Annotated in this window: 16 protein-coding genes; 6 read left to right on the forward strand and 10 right to left on the reverse strand. The window is 70.1% G+C overall.

Annotated elements, in window-relative coordinates:
* Positions 1–88: 88 nt before the first annotated feature.
* Together DKM19_RS27515 and DKM19_RS27520 are read left to right on the forward strand one after the other, a co-directional pair.
* Positions 89–1,081 carry a substrate-binding domain-containing protein gene (locus DKM19_RS27515; RefSeq protein WP_110699472.1) on the forward strand — a complete coding sequence of 331 codons (993 nt, stop codon included), beginning with the start codon at positions 89–91 and terminating at the stop codon, positions 1,079–1,081.
* A 344-nt stretch (positions 1,082–1,425) separates the two neighbouring features.
* Positions 1,426–3,417, forward strand: a complete 1,992-nt coding sequence (locus DKM19_RS27520) for a discoidin domain-containing protein (protein ID WP_110699474.1) — start codon at positions 1,426–1,428, stop codon at positions 3,415–3,417.
* A gap of 280 nt (positions 3,418–3,697) precedes the next feature.
* On the opposite strand, the gene DKM19_RS27525 is transcribed toward DKM19_RS27520, so the two are convergent.
* Positions 3,698–4,237: a DinB family protein gene (locus tag DKM19_RS27525; protein WP_110706015.1), complete on the reverse strand. Its 540-nt coding sequence runs from the start codon at positions 4,235–4,237 to the stop codon at positions 3,698–3,700.
* A 346-nt stretch (positions 4,238–4,583) separates the two neighbouring features.
* Between DKM19_RS27525 and DKM19_RS27530 the strand changes: the two genes are divergently transcribed.
* Entirely contained in the window at positions 4,584–5,921 is a 1,338-nt protein-coding gene (locus DKM19_RS27530) for an ROK family transcriptional regulator (RefSeq protein ID WP_110699476.1), read from the forward strand.
* On the opposite strand, the gene DKM19_RS27535 is transcribed toward DKM19_RS27530, so the two are convergent.
* From DKM19_RS27535 to DKM19_RS27560, 6 genes are all read right to left on the reverse strand, one after another.
* Entirely contained in the window at positions 5,911–6,735 is an 825-nt protein-coding gene (locus DKM19_RS27535; protein WP_110699478.1) for a carbohydrate ABC transporter permease, read from the reverse strand. The genes DKM19_RS27530 and DKM19_RS27535 overlap by 11 nt on opposite strands.
* Entirely contained in the window at positions 6,732–7,715 is a 984-nt protein-coding gene (locus DKM19_RS27540) for a carbohydrate ABC transporter permease (RefSeq protein WP_204358264.1), read from the reverse strand. Before DKM19_RS27540 ends, DKM19_RS27535 begins: the two co-directional genes overlap by 4 nt.
* Positions 7,697–9,091, reverse strand: coding sequence for an ABC transporter substrate-binding protein (locus DKM19_RS27545; RefSeq protein WP_162641816.1), 1,395 nt, complete (start codon positions 9,089–9,091; stop codon positions 7,697–7,699). Before DKM19_RS27545 ends, DKM19_RS27540 begins: the two co-directional genes overlap by 19 nt.
* 442 nt (positions 9,092–9,533) lie before the next feature.
* Complete coding sequence (locus DKM19_RS27550) at positions 9,534–11,576, reverse strand: substrate-binding domain-containing protein (protein ID WP_110699482.1); 2,043 nt, start codon at positions 11,574–11,576, stop codon at positions 9,534–9,536.
* Between the two features lie 191 nt (positions 11,577–11,767).
* Positions 11,768–13,033 carry an enolase C-terminal domain-like protein gene (locus tag DKM19_RS27555; RefSeq protein ID WP_089213017.1) on the reverse strand — a complete coding sequence of 422 codons (1,266 nt, stop codon included), beginning with the start codon at positions 13,031–13,033 and terminating at the stop codon, positions 11,768–11,770.
* On the reverse strand, positions 13,030–13,899 hold the full coding sequence (locus DKM19_RS27560; RefSeq protein ID WP_110699484.1) for an NAD(P)-dependent oxidoreductase: 870 nt from the start codon (positions 13,897–13,899) through the stop codon (positions 13,030–13,032). The genes DKM19_RS27555 and DKM19_RS27560 overlap by 4 nt, the downstream gene beginning before the upstream one ends.
* 329 nt (positions 13,900–14,228) lie before the next feature.
* On the opposite strand from DKM19_RS27560, the gene DKM19_RS27565 reads away from it, so the two are divergent.
* Together DKM19_RS27565 and DKM19_RS27570 are read left to right on the forward strand one after the other, a co-directional pair.
* Positions 14,229–14,831: a TetR family transcriptional regulator gene (locus DKM19_RS27565; RefSeq protein WP_162641818.1), complete on the forward strand. Its 603-nt coding sequence runs from the start codon at positions 14,229–14,231 to the stop codon at positions 14,829–14,831.
* Between the two features lie 150 nt (positions 14,832–14,981).
* On the forward strand, positions 14,982–16,478 hold the full coding sequence (locus tag DKM19_RS27570) for an FAD-dependent monooxygenase (protein WP_110699494.1): 1,497 nt from the start codon (positions 14,982–14,984) through the stop codon (positions 16,476–16,478).
* Between the two features lie 187 nt (positions 16,479–16,665).
* Here the strand turns inward: DKM19_RS27570 and DKM19_RS27575 are convergent, their stop codons facing one another.
* On the reverse strand, positions 16,666–17,010 hold the full coding sequence (locus DKM19_RS27575) for a DUF1801 domain-containing protein (protein ID WP_110699496.1): 345 nt from the start codon (positions 17,008–17,010) through the stop codon (positions 16,666–16,668).
* Positions 17,011–17,375: 365 nt separating this feature from the next.
* Here DKM19_RS27575 and DKM19_RS27580 point away from each other — a divergent pair, with 365 nt between their 5' ends.
* Positions 17,376–18,626 (forward strand): hypothetical protein, encoded by a 1,251-nt coding sequence (locus DKM19_RS27580; protein ID WP_110699498.1) that lies wholly within the window; start codon positions 17,376–17,378, stop codon positions 18,624–18,626.
* 382 nt (positions 18,627–19,008) lie between these two features.
* On the opposite strand, the gene DKM19_RS27585 is transcribed toward DKM19_RS27580, so the two are convergent.
* Positions 19,009–22,737, reverse strand: coding sequence for a S8 family serine peptidase (locus tag DKM19_RS27585; RefSeq protein WP_204358265.1), 3,729 nt, complete (start codon positions 22,735–22,737; stop codon positions 19,009–19,011).
* Positions 22,738–22,890: 153 nt separating this feature from the next.
* On the reverse strand, positions 22,891–23,856 hold the full coding sequence (locus DKM19_RS27590) for a helix-turn-helix domain-containing protein (protein ID WP_204358266.1): 966 nt from the start codon (positions 23,854–23,856) through the stop codon (positions 22,891–22,893).
* Between the last annotated feature and the right edge of the window lie 2 nt (positions 23,857–23,858).

Consider the following 23,858-nt stretch of genomic DNA (forward strand, 5'->3'; position numbering starts at 1 on the left):
ACCGTTCACCGGTGTCCGTCACCCGCCCGCACGTGACGTGCCGTACGCCGGTGTCCATCACTGCCATCACCCCCCTGGGAGATCTTTTATGAACGCGAAAAAGCTCGGCATCCTGCTGGTCGCCGGCGCCCTCGCCGCCGGCCTGAACGCCTGCGCGTCCGACTCGGAAGCGCCCACCGGCACCACCGGCGCCACCGCCTCCGGCGACGGCTCCTACACGATCGGCGTCGCGAACTTCACGCTGGGCGGCCCCTACTTCAGCGGCATGGACAAGGCGATCGCCGCCCAGGCCAAGAAGAAGGGCAACGTCGAGATCATCAGCACCGACGCGAACGGCGACGCGGCCAAGCTCGCCTCCAACGTCGAGGACCTGCTGAGCAAGAACGTCGACGCCGTCATCATCTCCGGCGGCCCGCTCGAGTCCGCGCCCGCGGCGCTCAACTCGATCAAGACGGCGGGCAAGCCGGTGGTCCTCGTCGACCGCAAGTTCCAGACCGGGGAGTACACCAGCTGGATCGGCCCCGACAACAAGGCGATCGGCGTGCAGGACGGCCAGTTCCTCGCGGAGAAGCTGCCCGACGGAGGCAAGGTCGCCATCATCAAGGGCGGCCCCGCCGACAACAGCATCGGCCTGGCCCGCACCGACGGCGTGAAGTCGGTGCTCGGCAGCGCCAAGGGCATCACGCTCGTCGAGGCCCCCGACTTCGGCAACTGGGGCTCCGACGGCGGGCTGACGGTGATGGAGAGCCTGCTGGCGACCAACCCCGACCTCGCCGCCGTGTTCTGCGAGAACGACGCGATGTGCCTGGGCGCGCAGAGGGCCATCGCCGACGCGGGGAAGGCGAAGCAGATCATCATCGCCGGCGTCGACGGGCAGGCCGAAGCGCTCAAGGCGATCCTCGACGGCACCAACTACGTGGTGACCGGCCTGAACGACGCTGACATCATCGGCAGCCTCGGGCTGGACCGGGCCGTCGAGATCCTCGGCGGCGCCCAGGTCGAGAAGGACACCGTGGTGCCCTCCCCGCAGGTCACCAAGGACAACGCGGCCAAGTATCTCGACCCGAACGGCGGTTTCTAAACCGCCGGCGGGCAGCTCATGCCACCTCGACCCGAACGGCGGTTTCCAAGCCGCTTCCGGCCTCCGGGCCGGTAAGAGAGCAGGGCCGTTCACGGAGCGGGGCCGTTCGGGGGAACGGCCCGGGGAGGACCGGCCGTCCGAAGCCTTCGGTCGGCCTCACGGAACGCGGCCGCTCACGGGAGCGGTTCGTGGAGTACGGCCGGTTTGGACGGCGGCCGGGTGGCGGTCGGCGACGCCACCCGTGGTCGCCCGAGATCAGAGGGGAGGTTCACACACCCGCGGGGGACGCGGGGCGCGTTCAGGCACGAGCAACGCCTTACTCGTCGAGCGAAGGGCACTTACCCATGCGAAGAAACGTCAGAGGGGTCGCCCGCAAGGCGGCCCTCGCCACCGTCACCGTGACCGTCGCGGGGCTCGCCTCGTTCGGGGTCGGCACCCCCGCAACGGGCGACACCGCCGCGTCTGCCGGCGTCCGTACTCCCACTCCGAGCACTCCGAGCACCCCGAGCAGTCCCAGCGCATCGAGCACGCCGAGCGCGCCGGCCAAGCCAGGCACGGCGAGCAAGTCGGGTACGGCGGCCAAATCAGGTACGGCGGCCAAGTCGGGTGCGGCGAGCAGCGCCGCCGCCGGCTGGACCCTGCTGCACTCCGAGAACTTCTCGGCCCCCATCAACACGGGCAACGCGCCATGGGTCAAGGAGAACTACACCGCTCCGTTCGACACGATCATGGACGACGCCGGCCAGTGGTACCGCAACGACTACGGGCCCGCCTGGACCACCGCGTTCAACTCCTTCGCCACCTACCGCAAGGAGTTCCAGGTCGGCCAGGGCGGCTGGCTGACGGCATCGCTCTCGGCCCGCGACTGGAACAAGGACGGCGTCATCGAGTCGCCGCCGTCGATCACCACCGCGACGGTGGGCGGCGCGCCCGCGGCGGTGCTGAACGTGCCCGACCACACCGGTGGGGCGATCTTCCGGCCCACGAACAAGCTGCCCGACCAGTACCGCGTCGAGTACAAGCTCAAGACCATCGACTTCGGCGGCAAGCGGAACGGCTCGATCGAGTACAACGGCAAGGTCAACGGCTACAGCACCCAGGGATGCAAGACACAGCACCCCTGGGGCGAGGGTTCCAGGAGCCCCGGCTGGAGCGGCAACGCCGCCGCGCCCTACTGCGAGTGGCAGGACGTGCGGTCGGGACCGTACGGCTACAACGGCTTCCACTTCATGTCGATCGTGGACTTCGCCAACCCCGCTCCTCGGAACAACCACTTCTGGCACTACCGCCGCAAGGTCCTGATGGACTCCTTCTCCCAGCACCCCGACCGGGTCGGCACGGGCACCGGCGGGCGGGTCTGCAACTCCAACACCAACCAGTACTACAACTACCGTGACGGCAACTTCAACACGGTCAACATGTGGATCAGCGGCCTGCCCAACTGGACGCCGGGACCCGGCGGCCTCGCGGGCAACTCCCAGTGGTTCATGACAAGCTGCTCCGGCGGCGTCGCCGAGCAGCAGCTCTCGTCCGCGGCCGAGATCCAGCCCGAGCTGATGCCCAACCAGGACTACACCTTCGCGATCGAGCGCGACGCCACAGGCTACGTGCTCGAGGCCAGCGGCAACTTCGCCCGCGTCGGACAGAAGACGCTCCGCTTCCACCGCGACTTCATCGTCAACAACGCGCCGATCTGGCACTACAACGTCAAGCCCGGCGAGTATGACGGCCGCTACAACGCCACCCTCGTCCAGAACGACGTCAACGGCAGCACGTCCTGGCCGAACCAGTGGCCGGCCGGCTCCCAGTATCCCGACTACTTCGTGATCGGCGACCTCTACACCAATGTCTACGAGGGCAGCGCGAGCCTGACGGACATCCGCCTCTACGTGCCCGAGACGACGCAGCCGAGCGTCAACCTCGCGCTGAACAAGCCGGCCACCGCCAGCAACCAGTGCGCGGCGAACGAAGCACCCGCCAAGGCCGTCAACGGCAGCTGGACGGGCGGCAACTCCGACAAGTGGTGCGGGCTGGGCGCCAACAAGTGGCTCCAGGTCGACCTGCAGTCGAACACGCAGGTCGGGCGCTTCATGGTCCGTCACTCCGGGGCGGGCGGCGAGAAGGCGAGCTGGAACACCCGCGACTTCGACGTCCAGGTCAGTACCAACGGCACCACCTGGACGAACGTCGTGAGCACCCGCGGCAACACCGCCAACGTCACCACCCACACCATCACCCCCGTCAGCGCCCGGTACGTGCGCGTCAACGTGCTCACCCCGACCAGCGACAGCGACACCGCCGCACGGATCTTCGAACTGGAGGCCTACTCAAGCTGAGCCGGCCACCGGCGCGAACCCCACGCCGGACGACCGCCTGAATCCCTCCCCGGGTTCAGCCCCGGGGAGGGATACGGCGAATTCGCGATTCGTCCCGCGCCCTCCCCCGCTACCGCAAGACCGCGAGGGAATTCACAGGACACCGCCGGCTCATCACCGCCGTTGCGAGTCCTGGCGATCATCCGCGGTGGATTCAATGTCATCCACGGCGGCTGATCTACGGGTCGATGCTCGGCGAAATACGGTTCCCGCTATCCGCCGAATTTCCGACGGATACACGCTACTCACCGGTGAGCCCGTCCACCGACTCCCGGAGGAGGTCGGCGTGGCCGTTGTGCCGCGCGTACTCCTCGATCAGGTGGAACAGGATCCATCGCAGGCTGGGTGCCCGGCCGTCGGGCCAGGTGCGCCGGGCCGGCCGCTCCAGGCCGCCGTCTGCCAGCGCCTCCGCGACCAGGGAGCGGGAGCGGGCCACGGCGTCCTGCCAGAGCGCATGGAGCCGCTCGGGGGTGTCCTCGGCGGCCGAGTGCCAGTCCCAGTCGGGATCGGCCCTCCAGTCCACCGTGTCCCACGGGGGCAGCCTGTCTTGCCCGTGCAGCCACCGGGAGCACCAGTCGTTCTCGACGTAGGCCAGGTGCTTGAGCATCCCGCCGAGGGTCATCGACGAGGCCGCGACGGTCGCCCCCAGGCCGGCCGCGTCCAGTCCCGCGCACTTCCACGCCAGGGTGGCGCGCTGGTAGTCCAGGAAGCCCAGCAGGGTGGCGGTCTCGTCGCCCGCAAGGGGAGGTTCCGGACGACCCTCCTCGTCTAAGTTGATCATGGACGGCGAGTCTACCGGCGGGGCCACCACTGGGCCATGGGCTTCCCGCGCGGCCAGGGCTTCTGCGACCTCCCATCACCGCCGCCCTGCGCGAAGTCCTCGGGAGTGAGGCGTTCACCGCCGAGCCTTGGACGCGGCACGCGGATGGACCCCAAAGATACGTCCTGAATGTTTCAGACATCGGCCGAAATATTCGGGCACGGTCCGGTAATGTCTGCCTGGGCAAACAACCGAACCCCAGGTGACAATGCGCAAAGTCGTTATCACCTCAGGTTGTGTGGAACGGTCCGCCCGTGTTAGAAAATCGATTAGTTGCTCTTTAAGATAAATAAAGGCCGGTGACCGCGTGACACAGGGGGAGGAAAATTTCACCCGTCTGACGAGGGGCGGTGTCCAACCGGCGGGCCATGCCTCGCTGCGACGGGCGAATCTCTCCCTGGTCCTGCGGCACCTGCGCAACCACGGCTCCAGCTCCCGCGCCGACATCGCCGAGGCGACGGGCCTGCACCGTGCCACCGTCTCCAACCTGATGGCCGAGCTCCTCGACCGGAGACTGGTGCGTGAGGTCGGCATCGAGCACGCGGGAGCGGTCGGCCGCCCCCGGCGGGCGGTGGCGCTGGACGGCTCCCACATCGGGATCCTCGGCCTGGAGATCAACGTGGACTATGTCGCCGTCCACGGCACCGATCTCGGCGGACGCGTCCTGGTGGAGCGCCGCGTGGGCTTCGACGCGATGGGCAGCGGCCCCAACCAGTCGCTGCGCGAGCTCGGCCGGGTGGCCCGCACCGCCATCGACGAGCTCGTCCTGGCCGGGACCCGCCCCGCCGGCGTCGGGGTGGGCGTGCCGGGGCTGGTGGACGTCGGCCACGGTGTGGTCGCGCTCGCGCCGAACCTCGGCTGGCACGACGTGCCCCTCGCCTCGTGGCTGTCCATCGCGCTCGGCAACCTGGGCGTGCCGGTGACGGTGGACAACGACGCCAATCTCGCCGCGCTGGCCGAATACACCGCGGGCGTCGCCGCGGGGACCCCCGACATGGTCTACCTGACCGGCGAGGTCGGCGTCGGCGGCGGCATCATCGTCGACGGCCGCCTGCTGCGCGGCGCCGACGGCTTCTCCGGCGAGGTCGGGCATCTCCCGGTCGATCCGGGTGGTCACCGGTGCGGCTGCGGGCGCAACGGCTGCTGGGAGACCAAGGTCGGGCTCGCGGCGCTGGTGCGCATGGCGACGCCCGACCAGGCGTACGGACTGGGCGCCATGCCGGTGCTCGGTCCCGAGGAGCGGGTGGCGGAGATCGCCTGCGGGCTGGCCGAGGGCGATCCGCTGATGATCGCGGCCGTGGCGGAGGTCGGCCGGTGGCTCGGACTCGGCGGCTCGATCCTGGTCAACCTCTTCAACCCGCGGGTCATCGTCGTCGGCGGCTACTTCGCCACACTGGCCCAGTGGCTCCTCCCCTTCGCCCAGGCGGAGCTGGAGCACCTCGTCGTCGCCGGGTCCGCCGCCCGGTGCCGCTTCGTCGCCTCCGACCTCGGTTTCGGCGCCGCGTCCCTGGGCGCCGCGAACGTCGTGATCAACCAGCTCATCGACGACCCCGTCGCGATCGGCTCGGCGCCGAGCGTCAGGCCCGCGAACTCCGCACCCGGCCCCGGCCTGCCCCTGATCGGCCCGGACCTGATCAGCCCTTGATCGCGCCGACGAGCCCGTTGACGAAATAGCGCTGCAGGAACAGGAAGAGCGCGATGACCGGGAGCACGAGGATCAGCGACGCGGCCATCACCTCGTTGTAGCGCGGGACCTCACTCGAGATCAGGGACTCCAGCCCGAGCGGCAGCGTGTAGAGGGACGCGTCACTGATCGACACACGGGTCAGGACATACTCGTTCCACGTCGGCACCGCGGTCAGCACAGCGATCGTGATGTGCGCGGGCCTGGCCAGCGGCAGGTAGATCGACCAGAAGATGCGCGGCTCACCCGCGCCGTCGGCGCGGGCCGCCTCGCGCAGCTCCCGGGGGATCGAGCTGTAGCTGTTGGTCAGCAGCAGGACGGTCAGCGGGGCGGTGCCGTTGATGAACGGCAGCACCAGTCCGAGGTGCGTGCCGAGGACGCCCAGCTCCTTCTCCAGGATCACCACGGGCAGCAGCACGGTGATGCCGGGGACGAACAGCAGCGACACGAAGAACCAGAACAGCACCTTGCGCCCGGGGAAGTTCAGCACGGCGAAGGCGTAGGAGGCCAGGCTGTAGACGACCAGGACGCCGATGACGGTCGAGCCGGTGACGATGAGGCTGTTGCCGAAATACTGAACGAAGTTCAGCCGGCTCCAGGTGTCCACCAGCGTGTCCAGCGTGGGGTGCTGCGGGATGAGGTGGCCGCCCTGGAGGATCTCGGTGCGGCTCTTGAAGGCTCCCGACACCATCCACAGGAACGGATACACGCTGATCGCCGCGTAGACGGCCAGCGCCACGTACGCGGCGATCCGGGCCGCACGGGACCTGCTCATCGAATTCTCCTCAGCATGCGCGCGTTCACCAGCGTGAGCAGCAGGGCCGCGGCGAAGAGCAACCAGCCCAGCGCGCTCGCCACTCCCAGCGTCTGCGCGAGGCCCTTGAAGAAGGAGAGCCGGTAGGTCATCAGCCCGAGCACGTCGGTGTGCCCGCCGGGGCCGCCTCCCGTCATGATCAGGAAGATCTGGAAACCGTGCAGCGCGTCGCGCACGCCGAGCAGCACGATGGCCGCGGTGATGGGCCGCAGCAGCGGCCAGATGATGCGGCGCAGCACGTGCCGGGGAGCGGCTCCGTCGATCTGCGCGGCCTCGATCATGTTCGGGTCGATGGCCTGCAGCCCGCTCAGGTAGAGCAGGGTGGCGATGGGGACGCTCGACCAGACCAGGATCAGGATCAGCGTGGGCAGCGCGGTGCTCGGGTTGCCCAGGAAGCCCTGCGGCTGGGAGAGGCTGCCGAGCCCGAGCGCCCGCAGCAGCAGGTTGACCGATCCGTCGGGCTCCAGCACGTAACGCCAGGCGTAGTAGACGGCGATCCCGCTGGTGACGTAGGGCAGGAAGTACACCGAGCGCAGCAGGGACCGCAGCCGCCTGATGGAATTGAGCGTGACCGCGAGCGGCAGGGCGATCACCACGGTGAGCGCCGGAACAGCGATCATGACCTGCAGGGTGTTCCACGCGGCCCGGCGCATCTCGGGGGCGAGCGACGGATCCGCGTAGAGCAGGTCTTTGTAGTTCTGGATCCCGACCCAGATCCATTCGGGGGTGAAGCCGTTCCACTTGGCGAAGCTCAGCGCGAAGCCGCTGCCGATCGTGTAAAGCCCCATCACCAGGAAGAGCGCCACCGCCGGGAGGACAAACGCCCATCCGGTCAGGATCTCCTTCCACCGCCCCCTGGGGCGCCCGCCACGGGGCGGCTCCTCCCGGAGCCGCCCCGCGCGGTCCTTCACGGTGAGCGTGGTCACTGCGTGGACTTCCACATGGCGCCCATGACCTTGTCCATCTCGGTGCCGGTCTGCTCCGGGGTGGCCTCCTTCAGCGGGGTCAGTCTCACCATCACGTCGCCCGGCTTGACCTGGTCGTAATCGGAGGGGAAGAAGGTGACGTCAGCGGCGTCGTAGGCGCTCTCCGGTGCGCCGGTGAAGTACTTCTGCAGGGCGGCCAGATCGGCGCCGAGCAGCGACTCGGCCTCGGCGCCCAGGTCGGTCGCCGGCAGGTCGAGCGAGGACTTGGCCACGACCCCCGCGCCCTTGGGCGAGGTCACCCAGTCCAGCCACTTGAGCGCGGCCTCCCTGTTCTTGGTGGTCGACGTGATGCCGAGCGAGGTCAGCGCCAGCGGGGACATCGAGATCTCCTTGTTCTGTCCCTCGGCCGGCGGTGGGATCGGGAAGGTGAGCACCTTGTCCGGGCTCAGCCCGTTCTGCGCGAGGAAGGCCAGGGTGAAGGTGCCGCCGACGTCGAACGCCGACTTGCCCTGCGCGAAGGCGATGTCGGCCTCGTCGATGCCGAGCGTCGTCGTCCCCGGCATCCAGTACGGCGTGAGCCTGCTGTACAGCTCCAGCGACTTGACGCCGTCGGGCGAACCGAAGCCCTGCGCGGCGCCCTTGGCGAACAGCGCCTGGAACTTCTCCTTGCCCAGGTAGGAGTGGGCCATCGGCTGGTAGATCCAGTTGAACCCGGTCTGGGACGTCTTCAGGCCGAGGGAGAGACCGCCCTGCTTCGGGTCCTTGGCCGTCGTGGCCTTCAGCGCGTCGAGGAACTCCTCCCACGTCTTCGGGGGCGTGTCGGCGCTCAGCCCCGCCGCCTTCAGTTTCTCCTTGTTGGCGTAGACGATGCCGAAGGCGCCCGCGGTGAACGGCACGCTGAACCTCGTGCCCGGCTTGACCTGCTTGAAGGGCGAGTCATTGGCCACGATGTCGATCCGCTGCTGCGTCATCACCCCGGTCTCGCGGGTGGTGGGCAGCAGCCGCTGCTTCCAGGCGTCGTTCACGTCCGCCGCGAGGTCGCTCAGCAGTCCCGACGCGCCCATCTCGAGGTCCTCGCCGCCCGCGTGCAGCTCCAGCACGTCCGGCAGGCCGTTCGTCTGCGCGGCGCCCTGCACCTTGCTGACGAACACGTCGTCGGGGGTGACCGCCTCGATGGTGACGGCGATGCCCGTCTCGCTCTTGAACTGCGCGGCGGCCTTGTTCAGCGCGTCGGCGTGGGACCGCTTGAAGGTCCACATCTTCAGGGTCTGGCCTGCCGCCGGTGTGCCGGCTTCTCCGTCTCCGGACCCGCCGCAGGCGGCCGCGGTGAGTCCCACCGCGAGCGTCACGGCGACGGCCAGGATCCGTGTCCGTTTCCGTGCCGCCGTCATCTCGCGCCTTCCCGGATCGTCGTCATGATGGCGGGCAGCGGAATCGCGATGATCGTAGAGTTGCGACGTTTTGCACCAGTTGTCATCGGGATCCTCCTTCCTTAGGGGATGAGGGTTCCTTGGGGGTGAGGGTTCACTGAAGGTGAATCCAGGCTCTCGCCGTGCCGCGGGCGGGATCCAGATCACAAGGTGGCGCTGCATGCAAATCGTTAAGACTGGTTCCGAAATCTACACGTAACCCAGCGAGTGTCAAGGGACAAGGTCAGCCGAATCGGGCATGGAGGTGAGCCGCTCAGGCTGATCGACCGCGGACCGGACACGGTGAGACCGCCGTCTCACCGGACGACTCCGCGGCCATGCCGGACGCTCCCTCAGGCCGGGCGGACGCACCGGAACGGCCGTCCGTCATCGGACGGGCTCCCCGGCCATGCCGGATGGTCGCTCAGGCCGACTGGCGGCGGACCAGCCTGGCCGGGATGACCACCTCGCCGGATGACGCCGCGGCCGCGCCGGACAGTCGTTCGAGCAGGCGCCGGGCGCAGGCCTGGCCGATCTCCCGCGCCGGGTTGGCCATGGTGGTCAGCCGGGGCGAGACCAGGGTCGCCGCCTCGATGTCGTCGAACCCCATGACCGCCAGGTCCGCGGGAACGCGCAGCCCCCGCTCGTCGGCCGTGTCGAGGGCGCCGATGGCCATGATGTCGTTGGCGCACAGCACCGCGTCCGGAGGTTCGGGCAGGTCGAGCAGGCGGGCGGTGCCCGAGGCCCCGCCCGCCCGGCTGAAGTGCGTGTGCGCCACGAGACTCGGATCGACGGCCATCCCGGCGGCCCTCAGCGCGGAGCGGTAACCCGCCACACGCTCGGCCGCGGGGCCCTCGGCGTGCGGACCGCAGACGAAACCGACCCTGCGGTAGCCGCGCTCCAGCAGGTAGCGCGTCGCCTCGGCGGAGCCTCCCTCGTCGTCGCTGTGCACCACGTCGACGCCGTCCTGGACTAGGCGGCCGCCGAGCCGCACCACCGAGATGCCCGCCTCGATGGCGGGCAGCAGGTCCTCCGGATGGGTGTGGAACACCGCGAAGGCCAGGCCGTCCACCTGACGGGCGATCATCTGCTCTATCGCGGCGCGCTCCAGCCGCCGCTCGCCGTCGGTGTTGCTGATGATCTGGTCGTAGCCCGCCGGTCCGAGCACGTCCTGGAGCCCGCGCGCCAGCGCCGGGTAGAAGGGGTTGGTGATGTCCGGGATGACCAGCCCGATCGTCTGGCTCCTGCTCGTACGGAGACCGCGGGCGAGGGCGTTGGGCCGGTAGCCGAGCCGTTCGATCGCCTCCAGCACGCGTCTTCGTGTGTCGTCGGCCACCGGGCGCCGCCCGTTCAGCGCGTGCGACACCGTCGTCGCGCTCACCCCCGCGAGCTGCGCGACCCTCGTGATGCTCGGGCGGTCGCCCCGAGCCGGGCCCCGCGACCGCGCGCGCACCGGCTCCGCGCCGCCGTCGCCCTCCCCCGGACCCGTGAGGTCTCCCCGACCGGCGAGATCTCCCCGGTCGGGGAGGTCTTCCCTGGTCGCGAGGTCTCCCGGCGTCGCGAGATCTCCAGGAGCCGCCAGGTCTTCCCCGGTCGCAAGGTCCCCGGGAACTCCGGGGTCTCCCTGCGCCGCGAGACCCGCGCGCGAGGAGCCCGGCAGTCCCCGCGCCAGCAGGTCGAACGCCGCGTCGAGCTCCTGCCGCCCCTGTTCGGCGGCCTCGTCGAAAGCCGCGCCCTCGGCGATCCGGAGCATGGTCGCCTCCCACACCTCACGGACGGGCGCCAGGAGGATGGCCGCCATGATGCCCGGCTCGGGCCCGTCCTCGGCCTCGATCACCTCGCGCAGCGCACGCTCATGCCCGGCGAACATCTCGCGCGCGTAGGCCCGCAGCGCGGGGCTGTCGCGATAGATCCGCGCGTGGACGGCGACCGCCTCGGCGTCGAACGCCTCCGCGGCGGCCATGCCGGCGCCCGTTCTCGCCTCCGTGGAGAACGGGCCCGCGTCCCGCGTCGCCGCAGGCGGAGCCGTTCCCGGCCCCTCATCCGGGGGGCCGGCACCCGCGTCCGGCCCTCCGCGCGAAGAAACGACACCCGCGTCGACCCCCATGCCCGAAGGAGCCGCGCCGCCCACGTCCGGTATCCCGCCCGAAGGGGTCGGGGGACGGGACAGGGCACGGCGGACCGCGTCCATGACCGGCTCCCCCGCCGCTCGCTCCCGGACGACCTGCGCCGGGGTCCTCCACATGAGCGGGTCGTGCTCGAAGTGGAGCTGTTCCTTGGCCGGGAAGTGGTTGAAGACGGTCTTGGAGGAGACGTCGGCCAGCGCCGCGATCTCGGCCACCGTCACGATCTCGAAACCGCGCTCGGCGAACAGGCGTCGCGCGGCATGGGCGATGGCCCGCCGCGTCTCCGCCTTCTTCCGCTCACGCCGTGCGGGAGACCGCTCCGAAGAGGGTGACGAGGCCATGGGTCGATCTTACATCGACACACTCCTTATACTCACTGAACGTTTCAAGGACCTCAGAGCGCCTCGATCTCGCTCGTCCACGGACCTCGGGATGTCTCGATACCGCCGTCCACCGGCCCCAGGGCACCCCTCGGTACCCCCGGGCCCCGTTCACGGGTTCCTCCCCAACCCGATACCGCCGTTCACGGGCCTCAGGGCGCCTCGATGCCGCCGTCGGGGCGGCGTACGCGTGCCGCCCAGCGTTCGTGGAGATGAGCCGTCGGCGGATACTTCGCCGCCAGGTCCTCGTCCAGATCGATCCCCCAGCCGGGCTCCTGGTTCGGGTACAGGTATCCGTTCACCGGGCTGATCGTGCCGGGGAAGACCTCGTGGACCGCCTCGGCGTACAGGTGGCCCTCCTGGATCTGGAAGGCGGCGGTGGTCACATCCAGCGCCACGTTGGCGGCGGCGCCCACCGGCGAGACGTCCGCCGGCGAGTGCCAGGCCGTTCCCACGCCGGTCAGCTCGCAGAGCGCGACCAGCTTGCGGGCGGGGGTGAGCCCGCCCACCGAGGACACGTGCAGCCGGAGCAGGTCGACGCCCCCGTCGCGGACCAGCCTGACCGCGTCGGTGACGGAGCTGATCTGCTCCCCCGCCGCGATGGGCATCGGCGAGGCCTCCCGCACCTCGGGCAGCCGGTCGTAGAACTCCGGCGCGATCGGGTCCTCCAGGAAGAGGAGCCGGTACGGCTCCAGCGCCCTGGCCAGGACGATCGCCTGTTTGGGGGTGAGCCGCGAGTGCACGTCGTGCATCAGGCCCGGCTCCTCCCCCAGCTCCCGGCGGGCCCGCTCGAAGAGCCCGGGGGTGTCGCGCAGGTAGCGCTGCACGTCCCAGCCGTCGGGGTACGGCGAGCCGGGGTAGCCGCCGGGCGAGCCGGGCGAGCCGTAGTGCCCGAGGCCGGGCGCGCCCACCTGGAGACGGACGTTGCGGTATCCCGAGGCCAGGATCGCCTGGGCCTCCTCGATCGTCTCCTCGACGGTCGCCGCGCCCGCGTGCAGGTAGGTGTCGGCCGCGGCTCTCACGCGCCCGCCCATGAGCTCGTAGACGGGCATTCCGGCCCGCTTGCCCGCGATGTCCCACAGCGCCTGGTCCACGCCCGACAGGGCGCTGTTCAGGACCGGACCGCCCCTCCAGTAGGAGGAGAAGTGCACCATCCGGGTGATGTCCTCGATGTCGGCCGGGTGACGGCCGATCAGCAGGGGTCCGACGTGCTGCTCCACCGCGGCCGCCACGGCGTGGAAGCGCTGGGTGAAGGTCGCGCAGCCCAGGCCGTACAGACCGGGCTCGCTGGTGTCGACCCGGACGACCACCAGGGGCACGCCCTCGGGGGCGGTGACGATCGGCCGGACCGCGGTGATGCGCAGGGCGTCCCTGGCGGGCCAGGGTGCCTGGGTCTCGGGGAGGGGAAGAAGGCTCAAGTCGGCTCCGTGGCGTCGGGGTGAGGGTGTTCGATGGTGAGGCCGAGCAGCCGGTCGGCCTCACCGAGGTCGATCGGCACCGCCCGGCCAGGCAGCGAGGCCCGTCTCTCGACCTCCGGATGGAACCGGTCGAGGAGCTCCTCGGTGGGCTGCGGGGCCAGCGTGTCCCGGGCCGTCACGAAGATCGCATGGTAGCCCTCGATCGGCAGGGCGACGGCTCGCCAGCAGGCCAGGGCCGCGTCGCGGGTGTCGAGATAGCTCCACAGCTCCTTGGCGCCGGACCCGGGGTCGTCGGCGTATCGGGCGGCGGTCTTGTCGAACTTGTCGCCGGGCCCGCCGAGCAGGGGGAAGCGCAGCGCGACGACGGTCATGCCGTGGCGGCGTGCCATCATCGCCCCCGTCGCCTCGTCGGCCTGCTTCGACAGTCCGTAGGGGTCCTCGATCTGCAGCGGCAGCGCCTCGTCGACGGGCACGTACGCCGGGTGCAGCGGGCGCGCCGCCCAGGGCAGGCCGAGCACGGAGAAGCTGCTGGCGATGGCGGCCCGGCGCACTCCCGCCTGGCCCGCCTCCTCCAGCACCACGAAGGTCGCGCGGGTGTTGCCGCAGAAGACCTCCTCCGGCGTGCCCAGGACGGGGGCGGGGATCGCGGCGAGGTGGATGACCGCGTCCACCCCGTCGAGCGCGTCGCGCACCGCCACCGAGTCTCCCGCGTTCCCCGTGACGACCCGGTCGGCCGCCAGTCCGCCCGGGTCATGGAGATCGAGTGCGGTCGCGGGCACGCCCAGGCGCGCGAGCAGATCGAGCGTCATACGCCCCAACCTGCCCGCCGCCCCGGTCACCAGAACCCGGCGGGGGACATCGCTCATGCATTCACCACCGACAGGAGGAGACGGTACGGCTCAGGCCAGCACGATCGCAAAACGATTTGTGCAGCGCGAGCAGCTTGCCTCCCCCGCAGCTCATTGTCAATGACGGCTTGACTTCACTCACTATAAATTCGTCGCGGGAAGTCCACCCACGTTGACCGGAGAGGCGAGGAAGCCACCGAGGTGCCGGGCGAGCGAATGCGCGCGGCCGAGCCGCTCGATGTGGCGACGCGAGGAGACATCGAGCAAGGTTCCGAATACGTGCGAGCCACGCATATTTGCGAGACTCGCATCTTTGCGTGGCTCGCAAATATGAGTAGAGTGGTCGTATGGGGTTGAGAGAGCGCAAGAAGGAAGAAACCCGGATCGCGCTGAGCTGGGCGGCGATCAAACTGACCGTCGAGCGTGGCTTCGACAACGTCAAGGTGGAGGACATCGCCGCCGAGGCCGGTGTCTCACACCGCACGTTCAACAACTACTTCTCCAGCAAGGGCGAGGCGATCGCGGCCAGGCACTTCGACCGAGCGGTCCAGATCGCCGACGAACTGAGGTCCAGGCCGGACGGCGAACCCCTGTGGGAGGCCATCACCAACGCCGTGTTCACCCGGTTCGCGCTTGGCATGCAAGAGGCCGAGCGCCCGGCCGACGAGCGCTGGATCGCCGGGGTCAAGCTGATGACCCAGCATCCGGAGCACCGGGGCGAGTTCCTCAAGGCCCACACGGCCGCGCAGGATGCGCTGGCCGCGGCGGTCGCCGAGCGCACCGGCACCAATACCGATCGTGATCTGTATCCGCACCTGGTCGCCGGCGTGGTCGGCGCCGCCATACTCGCGGCCATCAACCTGTGGCTCCACGGCGATGCGCCGGCACCATTCGAGAAACTGCTGCGCGACGCTCTCGGCCAGGTCGCCGCCGGCCTGCCCACGCCCTGACCCTTCCCAGACCTTTCCCATCCCCTGTCGAGGATCAACCGGCCTGCCGCCGGTCGATCCGTCATGCCCACGCTCTGACCTTTCCCATCTTCCCCGTCGAAGATCAGCCGGCCTGCCGCCGGTCGATCCGTCATGCCCAGAAGGAGCACCATGATCGCCGATGTCGTCATAGCCGGAGCCGGGCCCAACGGCCTGATGCTGGCCTGCGAGCTCAGCCTGGCCGGAGTCCGCCCCCTGGTCCTGGAGCGCCTGCCGGAGCGCACCCAGGACAACCGTGCCAACGGCCTGGTCGGCCAGGTGGTACGGATGCTCGACCGGCGAGGCCTGTACGAGCGGCTCACCGGAAACCAGGATCCACCGCGGCCCGCTCCCGGATTCGTCTTCGGCGCGCTGCCCATCGACCTGAGCGTGCTGGACGACAACCCCCTCTACATCCTCCAGGTTCCGCAGCGCAGGATCGAGCAGATGCTGGAGGAACGGGCCGTCGAACTCGCCGTCGAGATCCGGCGCGGCCACGAGCTCACCGGATTCACCCAGGACGCTGATGGCGTGACCCTCCAGGTCAGCGGGCCGGCCGGACCGTACACGATCGAAACCCACTACCTGATCGGCGCCGACGGCGGGCACAGCGTCACACGCAAGCTGGCCGGGATCGCCTTCCCCGGCGTGACGACCGACGAGACGATCGTGCGCACCGCGCACGCCGTCGTGCCGGCCGAGCTCGTCGATCCGGTCACCGGCGGCCTCGACATTCCCGGGTACGGACCCGTCCCGCCGTTCCTGCACCACCGGACCGAGCACGGGTTGTTCGTGTACGCGCCCCTGCCGGGCGCCCCCGCACCGCTGATCTCCACCATGGAGTGGAACGGACAGGATGCCGAGGGACCGCTCACACTCGCGGAACTGCGGGCCAGCGCCCGCCGCGTGCTCGACGTCGGCATCGCCTTCGGCCCGCCCGACGGCCAAGGGCCGCACCTGATGCGCAAGCTCAACGGCGGCAACACCCGCCTGGCCGAGCGTTTCCGAGACGGCCGGGTGCTACTGGTCGGCGACGCCGCCCACGTGCACTCGGCGATCGGCGGGCCCGGGCTCAACCTCGGCCTGCAGGACGCGGTCAACCTCGGCTGGAAACTCGCGGCCGACGTACGCGGCACAGCCCCCACCGGCCTCCTCGACACCTACGAGTCCGAGCGACGCCCCGTCGCCGAGCGGGTGGTGATGTCCTCGCGCGCCCAGTCCGCACTGATCACCCCGGGCAGCGCGGTCACCGGCCTGCGCGCGCTGTTCACCGAACTCCTCGGCGACCCGGGCAACGTCCGCCGTATCGCCGACCTGATGTCGGGCGCCGACATCCGCTACGACGTGGGCGTCGACCATCCACTGGCCGGTCGGTGGGCTCCCGACCTGGACCTCAAAGACGGGGTCCGGCTCGCCGAGCTGACCCGGGACGGCCGCCCGCACCTGATCGACGTGACCGGCGGCGACTGGGGATACCCCGCAACCGCGGCACTGCCCGGCTCCGCCGTGCCGTGCACGGCGCTGCTGCTGCGGCCCGACGGATACGTGGCATGGGCCTCCGACGTCCCGCAGCCGGACGCGGAGTCCCGCGCATCGCTGCGGACGGCGATCCGACGATGGCTGGGATGACCGGATGGGAGCACCTGAGCCGGGCTTTTGCGATCGTGACTGTTCAATCGGAACCGAACCCGGTGCCGCTCGACTTCCCGAACGGGACGCTCACCACTCGCTGAGCCTTCGGCCTTCACGGGAAAGCGGGTGATGGCATTCGGCGCATCACCCGCTCAGACCGTTCTCGTGCTTCACCCAGCCGCGATCACAGAGTGGCCGAGGTCTTTTCCAGGATGACGGCGAGCTCCTTGTAGTCGACTTCCTGCTCTTCCTTGATGTCGACGGTCTTGCGATCGCCGTTGCCCATCGCCCGGATGAATCCGGCCACCGCGGGAATGTCCGTTGCATTGAACACCATGAACGAGACCTTGTCCTTGGAGACCGCGACGACCGCCGCGTAGTGCCCGTTCTTGAGATAGTGCGGCTTGCCGTACTGCAACCGTTCCTCGACGGTGGGAACGGTTTCCATGATCATCGCGCGCAGCTTCTCGAAAACGGCGATCTGCCAGGGCTTCTTGTCGTTTATGTATTGCGTTACTTCGTCGTTCATACCATCCCCATACGTCCGCGGACTCCCAATATAAGGTTCCGCGGACCGGGACCGCCCAGCCGTCGGATTTAAACTCTGTGCTCCCCGGAACCGGACGACGTCTCCTCGCCGGACCCGCACGCCCTCCCTCAGGTTCATGTCACCGACCGCGGTAAAAATCGCGCTCACGCCTCCTGCCCCGCTGACAGGCAGGGCAAAGAACCGTGACCGGGCAGGCGACCTCGTATCGCGCGATTCATGGCCGATCATTTTCCGCGGCCCGAAGCGTTCAAGATCAGAATGTGTGCGGCGCGCCTCGGATTGTCAGTGCGGTGGGCCATACTCCGCCAAGCCAGGATGATCACCAACAAGGCGAAGGCGTTGACATGGCACAGTTGCTGCGGAGGCTCGACGACGAGGTCTACGTCGAGTACAACACGTTCGGGCTGGACGGCACCGACCTGCCGGAGTTGAGCTCCCCCACCGACGAGATCTACCATTTCGTCGCGGCAGTGCGGCTGGAGTCCTGGGACGCCGAGCCGGGGCCCGCGGACGCCTCGTGGACGCCGGTCAGTTCGGCGACGTTCGTCGCGGAGAGCGGTGTGGTCGCGATCGTCGCGATGATGGAGGGCAGGGGGCATGACTTCCTGATCGGGCCGCCGCGTTTCGAGTACGGCGTGCACATGTACCTGCGTGAACCCGAGCCGGGCGACGGGCATGCCACGGGTGAGTGCGAGGAGACGTGGCTGCTGAGGTTCTGGCCGATCCGGGATGTCTTCGACCCGATCACGCACGCGGCGCCGTTCTCCTATATCGCGCGCGGAGTGCTGTACTACTCGATCGACCTCGAGCCCGAGCAGCTCGTGCAACCTCCGGCGCGGCGGGAGGCGCCGGTGCCGGTCTCGGCGGCGGCGGACTGGGCGTCACTGCGCGCGGACCCGGACCTGGACACCTTCGACGGCTGGCTGCGCAGGTTGCGCCGCAACGCCGAGGACAGGGGCGTCACCGTTCACGAGTTGCTGCGCGCGGCCGGGGTCGACATCGAGGACGGCGTGGACCTCACCCCGGCCTCCTGCACCCCGCCGCGGGCGCGTGCGGGGCGGTTCAAGGATCCGCTGATCGACCGCTACTGCGCCGAGCAGTCGCGGTGGGGCTCGTCGTCCGGGCAAGGCCTGAGCGAGGATCGGCTGCGCGAGTACGCCGACGGCGAGCGCATCGCCAAGGAGTTGTGCCGCGACGGCACGCGGACGTTCTCTGTGCCCGTCGAAGGCCGTGGCGCCCTGTATGTACCAGCGGGTGTCAGCCGCCGCGTGTGGCGGTGGGAGGACGACATGCTCGGCGGCGAGCTCATGGACGACGGGCTGACAGTGGATCGGCGGGTTCTGGCCAGGAACCCGTGGACCAGGCAGATCCTCGTCTCCGGCATCGTGACGGTCCTGCGCCGCGATCACGACAGGCGCGGCTCTGACGACACCGTCTGGTATGTGGTGCGCGACGCCGAGCCGCACGAGGCGGCCAGGGTCTTGTGCGCGGAGGCCACCTGGGAGGAGGACCAGGATCAGCGCCGGGCCTTGGACGAGGTGGCCAGGGAGAAGCTGATCGACCTGCGGGCCACCTACAGGAGCCGGGAGAGGTGAGGGCCGGGCCTCGTCGCGCGGCGAGGACCCCGGCACCGGATACGTTCAGGCCGGTTATGCCAAGGACGGTTCCTCCACCGACGGCGCGGAGGTATCGACGCAGCACGTGCGCCGGGCTCGCCACGGGCGCCACCAGGACCATCACGAGGACCCTCACCGGGACCCAGCAGACGGCGTACTCGTACGTGGTCAGCCTTGAGGTGACCGCTCTGTAACCGCCCCCGGAGCCGAGGCCGCGCTGCCGCCGCGGGGCAGCGCGGTTAGGGCGGCTCGCTCGGCGACCCGCGCCGAGCGGGCTCGGAACGGGCCGGCAGGTGGGCTGCTGTCCACGACCGGCTGAGGGCCGGGCGGGAAAGCAGCCCACCTGATTCCGTCTCCCGAGTCAGTTCAGGCCGAAGGCGCGCTCCACGGTCTGCACGACGCTGTTGCCGGCCGCGTCCCGGGCGGTGGTCCGCAGGCCGGCGTACCGGGCCTTGGACGGAGCGTCCAGGCGCACCCGCCAGCCGGTTCCCGAGCGGCTCGTCTTCAGCGTGCGCCACCCGGCGCCGTCGTCGTACGAGACCTCCAGCGTGACGCTGTTGATCTTCCCCGCTCCCGCGGCGCCGCCCAGGTGCGACGGGGTCACCGACAGTTCGGCACGCCGGTCCGCCCGGCCGGCGAGGTCGGTGGAGACTCCGTAGTCCAGCTGGATCAGCGGCAGGGTCTCCATCTCGGCGTAGTGAGCCTGGTCGGAGACGAAGCCCCACTCGGTGCGGGTGCGCGGCGAGTACGGCCACTTGGGCAGGCTGCGGGTGGCGTCCACGACCAGCCGGTACGGAAGCCGGTCGGGCGCCACCTCGGCGAACAGCATGTCGGAACCCTCGCCGACCAGCTTGTCGCCCTGGTACAGGGAGGTGTTCACGGTGATGCCGTCGAACACCGTGCCCTCGTGCGGGCCCGAACCCCAGGACGGCATCCCGAAGACGTTGATGAGGTCGCCGATCCGGGACGGTGGCGTCGACATCACGTTGTCGCTCAGCAGCCGCGGCCGCTGGATCCCCGCGAACCAGGTCTCCTCGGTGGTGCTGCGGGCCGGGTAGGACCGCGACGAGCCGAACTCCGACAGCTGGCCGGGTACCGCGGACTGGCTCAGCCACTTCACCTTCGGCCCGGCGGTCACCCAGACGGTGTGGTCGCCCTGCGCGAGCAGAGTGCTGCTCGCGGGACCCACCGCCCAGGTGAGGTCGGGCGACAGGTCGTAGCGGATGTCCAGCGCCTCACCCTGCCAGATGTTGCGGAACGACTGCTCGATCTTCGCCAGGTCCCGGGTGCCGGGCCGGTAGCCGGGATCGCGCGGGATCGCTCCGTCGTGATGCTGGACCAGGTCGTACAGGTACTCCGGGTACGGGTGCGAGGTCAGCTTCACCGTCTTGGAACCGTGGCGGAGCTCGGCGAGGAGCCGCTGTCCCTGATCGGTGCTCAGCGAGGCCACCGGCAGCTGCGGGGCCTCTTCCAGCGGCTTGTCGGCCCAGGCGTCCAACGGGCCGTAGCCGTCGTGGACGATCAGCAACTGCTGGGCGCCGGCCTCCGTCGCGGACTTGGCCTGCTCGGTGGCCGGGACCCGGTCGTTGCGGAGCACCACCGCGATCCTGCCGCGCACCGAGGCGCGCCGGAAGTCCTCGCTCGACCCGTCACCGACGTACACGAGCGAAGCCGACCGCGTGCCCGCCGCCAGCTTCGGCGAGAGGACCTGGACCTTCGGCGTCCACGAGTCCTTGCCCGAGGCGAGCGTCACGGCCGGCTGCTCCTGCCGCCAGCGGGTGGTGACCGCGTACGCCCCCTGGGTCACCTTCCTGGTCGGCGTCGCCCAGACGCTGTCGTAGAGCCACCACTCGAGCTGGTAGCTGTCGAAGAACGGGTACAGGTCGGGGTAGCTGCGCTCCTGGTCGATCCGCAGACCGTTGTTGCCTGTCGGCTGCGGCGCGATCGCCTCGACCTTGCGCAGCGTGGAGGCGTCCAGGGTCAGCGTGCGGTCCTTGCCGAGCACGACCTCGGGGTCGCTGAGCACGGCCCGGGCCAGCGAGTGCGGTCCGTCGAGCCCGCGTACGTCGGCGTACATCCACAGGGAGTACGTGCTCGGCCGGAGGGTCAGGTCCAGGCGGCCGCTCTCGTCGATCTCGTACGCCTGCGGCGCCGTGTCGCGGCGGACGTCCTTGAGGATGACCAGGCCGGGCAGTGTCGAGCCGTCGCGGTCCTTGGTGTCGACCGACAACGTGACCCGCTCGCTCTGCTTGCTGAGGGCGACCGGGGTGTGCAGTTCGCCACCGGGCCCGGTGGCGGTCAGCATGGCGCTGTACCCGCCGTCGTCGGCGGCCAGGTCCAGACGCCCCTGCACGCCGACCGTGGCGGTGCCGTGCGCGGGCACGGTCACCTGCGACGACGTGAGGGTGAGCAGGCCGTCGGGAATCCCCTGTGCGGTGATGGCCAGGTCCAGCGTGACCGGCTCCGCACCGGTGTTGGTGTAGACGATGTCCTTGCTCACCAGGCCGCTGGACGGGTAGGGCCACTTGGTGAACAGGAACGCCGATCCGGTGGCGAACACCGTGCTCTTGACCGCGGAGTCGATGTCGAGCCGCCCGCCGCCCCCGGCGTACGGGGCGATCTGGGCGGTCCGCTTGGTCGTGCTGACCAGGGCGTCCTTGAGCTGCGCACCGGTCCAGTCGGGGTGTGTCCTGGCCAGCAGTGCCGCGGCACCGGCGACGTGTGGCGTCGCCATCGAGGTGCCGTCCATGGCGACGTACGAGCCCTCGCCCTCCGGCGCGTACTGGGACCGGGCGGCGAGGATGCCGACGCCCGGCGCGGTCAGCTCGGGCTTGAGGCCGTTGTCGCCCAGGCGGGGCCCGCGGCTCGAGAACGACGCGAGCCGGTCCGTGGAGTCCACGGCTCCGACGGTCAGCGCCGCGTCGGCCACGCCGGGAGCGCCCACGCTGAACGGGGCCGGGCCGGAGTTGCCCGCGGCGATGACGAACAGGGCGCCGGTCTCGGCGCTCAGCCGGTTCACGGCCTGACTCAGCGGGTCGCTGCCGTCGGTCGGGCCCGCGCCGAGGCTCATGTTGATCACCTTGGCGTGCTGGTCCCTGGCGGCCCACTCCATGCCGGCGAGGATCCAGGAGTCCTGGCCGCTGCCGTCCTCGGCGAGGACCTTGCCGATGTGCAGGGATGCTCCCGGAGCGACGCCCTTCTCCTTGCCGCCGGAGGCCGCGCCGGTCCCGGCGATGGTGGACGCGACGTGCGTGCCGTGACCGTTCCGGTCGGTGATGTCCTGCCCGGGGATGAAGCTGGCGCTCGCGGCGATCTGGCCGGCCAGGTCCGGGTGGGCGGCGTCGATGCCGGTGTCCAGCACCGCGACGTCCACGTCCTGCCCGGTGTTGCCGCCCTGCCAGACCTGCGGGGCGCCGATCTGCGCGGTGGAGTCGGCCAGCGCGACTCGGGCCTTGCCGTCGAGCCAGACCTTGGCGATTCCGCCCGCCAGGGTCTTGGCCGTGCCGGTGCCCCGGGCGGCCGTCGCATCGGTGAGCGAGGTCCAGAAGGCGGTGGGGTCCTTGCGGTCGGCCACCATCGCGGCGCCCTGGATGCTGCTCAGCGTGCGGGTACGGCGTGCTCCGGTCGGCACGACCTGCTTGCGGGCGTCGGCGTACGACACGATCAGCGGCAGGTGGTCGGACTGCGCGTCGTCGTAGCCGTCCGCGAGCAGGTCGCTGACGTTGAACAGGCCTTCGTCGAGCACTCCGGAGGCGACGTACGGCATGGCCGCGTCCGGGTAGACGTAGGTGTCCTCGCCCACGGACATGATGTGCGCGCCGGCCGGGCCACCGGTCGGTTTCCGCACGGTCGCCGTGGTCCGGCCGTCCGCGGTCGTCGTCGCGGTGACCTTGTCACCGGTGATCAACGTGACGGTCCGGGTCCTGGCGCCCGGCTGGGCACCGGCTGCCGCGGCGGCCTGGGTTGCTCCGGCCGGGACTGCGCCCGCCGAGGATGCGCCCGCCGAGGATGACGGCCAGGCGGTGGTCAGCAACGTGAGGACGGCGCCGACCGCGAGCAGCCCGCGTCCTCGGGATGGAAATTGGGACAAGGGAACTCCAAAGGGGGGTACGGCCTTGCACAGAGGTCCCCCGCATTAGACGCGTGCTCTGCCGCCGACGGCCATCGATCCGCCGTGGCACAAAGTTGACACGGCCAACTCGGACACCGTGCCCACGCGGTGGACCCCCGGGGGTGGACGCGGTCAGAGCCAGCCGCGGTCGCGGGCGTGCCAGCCGAGCTGGAGTCGCGACCGCGAGTTGGTCCGCTCCATCAACAGCTGGACCCGGCGGGCGACCGTCCGCCGGCTGATACCCAGCCGGACCCCCGCCGCGTCGTCGGTGAGACCGGCCACCAGCAGTGACAGCAGGTACCGGTCCTCCGCGGACATCGTCTCCTCTGCCGAGAGCGTGTCCTCGGCCGTCACCGCCAACGGACTGGCCCGGGCCCACACGGTCTCGAAGAGTGCGACCAACGCGTCCAGCAGGCCGCACGGGTGGACCAGCAGGGCGGCGTCACGCGCCGGCGTGGCCCAGTCGAGGGGCAGCAGTGCCAGCTCCCGGTCCGCGACCGCCAGCTTCGTCGGCAGGTCGTCCACGATTCTCGCCTGCTCACCGGCCCGGACATGGCTGACCGCGCTGGCCGACAGCACCTCGTCGCTCAGCGCCGAGCTGTCGTAGACGACCCGGTAGGTGACCCCCTCGGCCTGCCGGGCGAGCTGGGTCCGGTTCACCTCGGCCGACGCGGCGTACGGCGGCGCGACCAGCTCCCGCATCTGGTCCCGGGCCGTCCGCTGCACTCGGTCGAAGGCCAGCCCGACCGCCGTCTGCCCGGAGACGATCTCGATGAGCTCCTCGGTCCGCCGGTCGCTGGCCTGGTTGTACGCCGCCGCGGTCAGCCGGTACGCCGCCTCGCGCACCCGCTCCAGCTCCTCCTCCTGCCGCTGGACCAGCTGCTCCACCGCGAGGTCGGGCGGTACCGGCACGACCAGCTCGCGCGGCGGCGGCGTACGGTGCACGAACCCCTCTCGCTGGAGCGCGTCGACGGCCCGCAGCACGTCCGCATCCGACAGCCCGACCCGCTCGGCCAGCTCCGCCACGTTCGCCGACCCCTGCCGGACCAGCGCCAGGTAGGTCGCCTCGTTCTCGGCCCCCAGCCCAGTGGATCTCAATA

The organism is Streptosporangium sp. 'caverna' (assembly GCF_003203775.1).
In the GTDB taxonomy this organism is placed as follows: domain Bacteria; phylum Actinomycetota; class Actinomycetes; order Streptosporangiales; family Streptosporangiaceae; genus Streptosporangium; species Streptosporangium subroseum.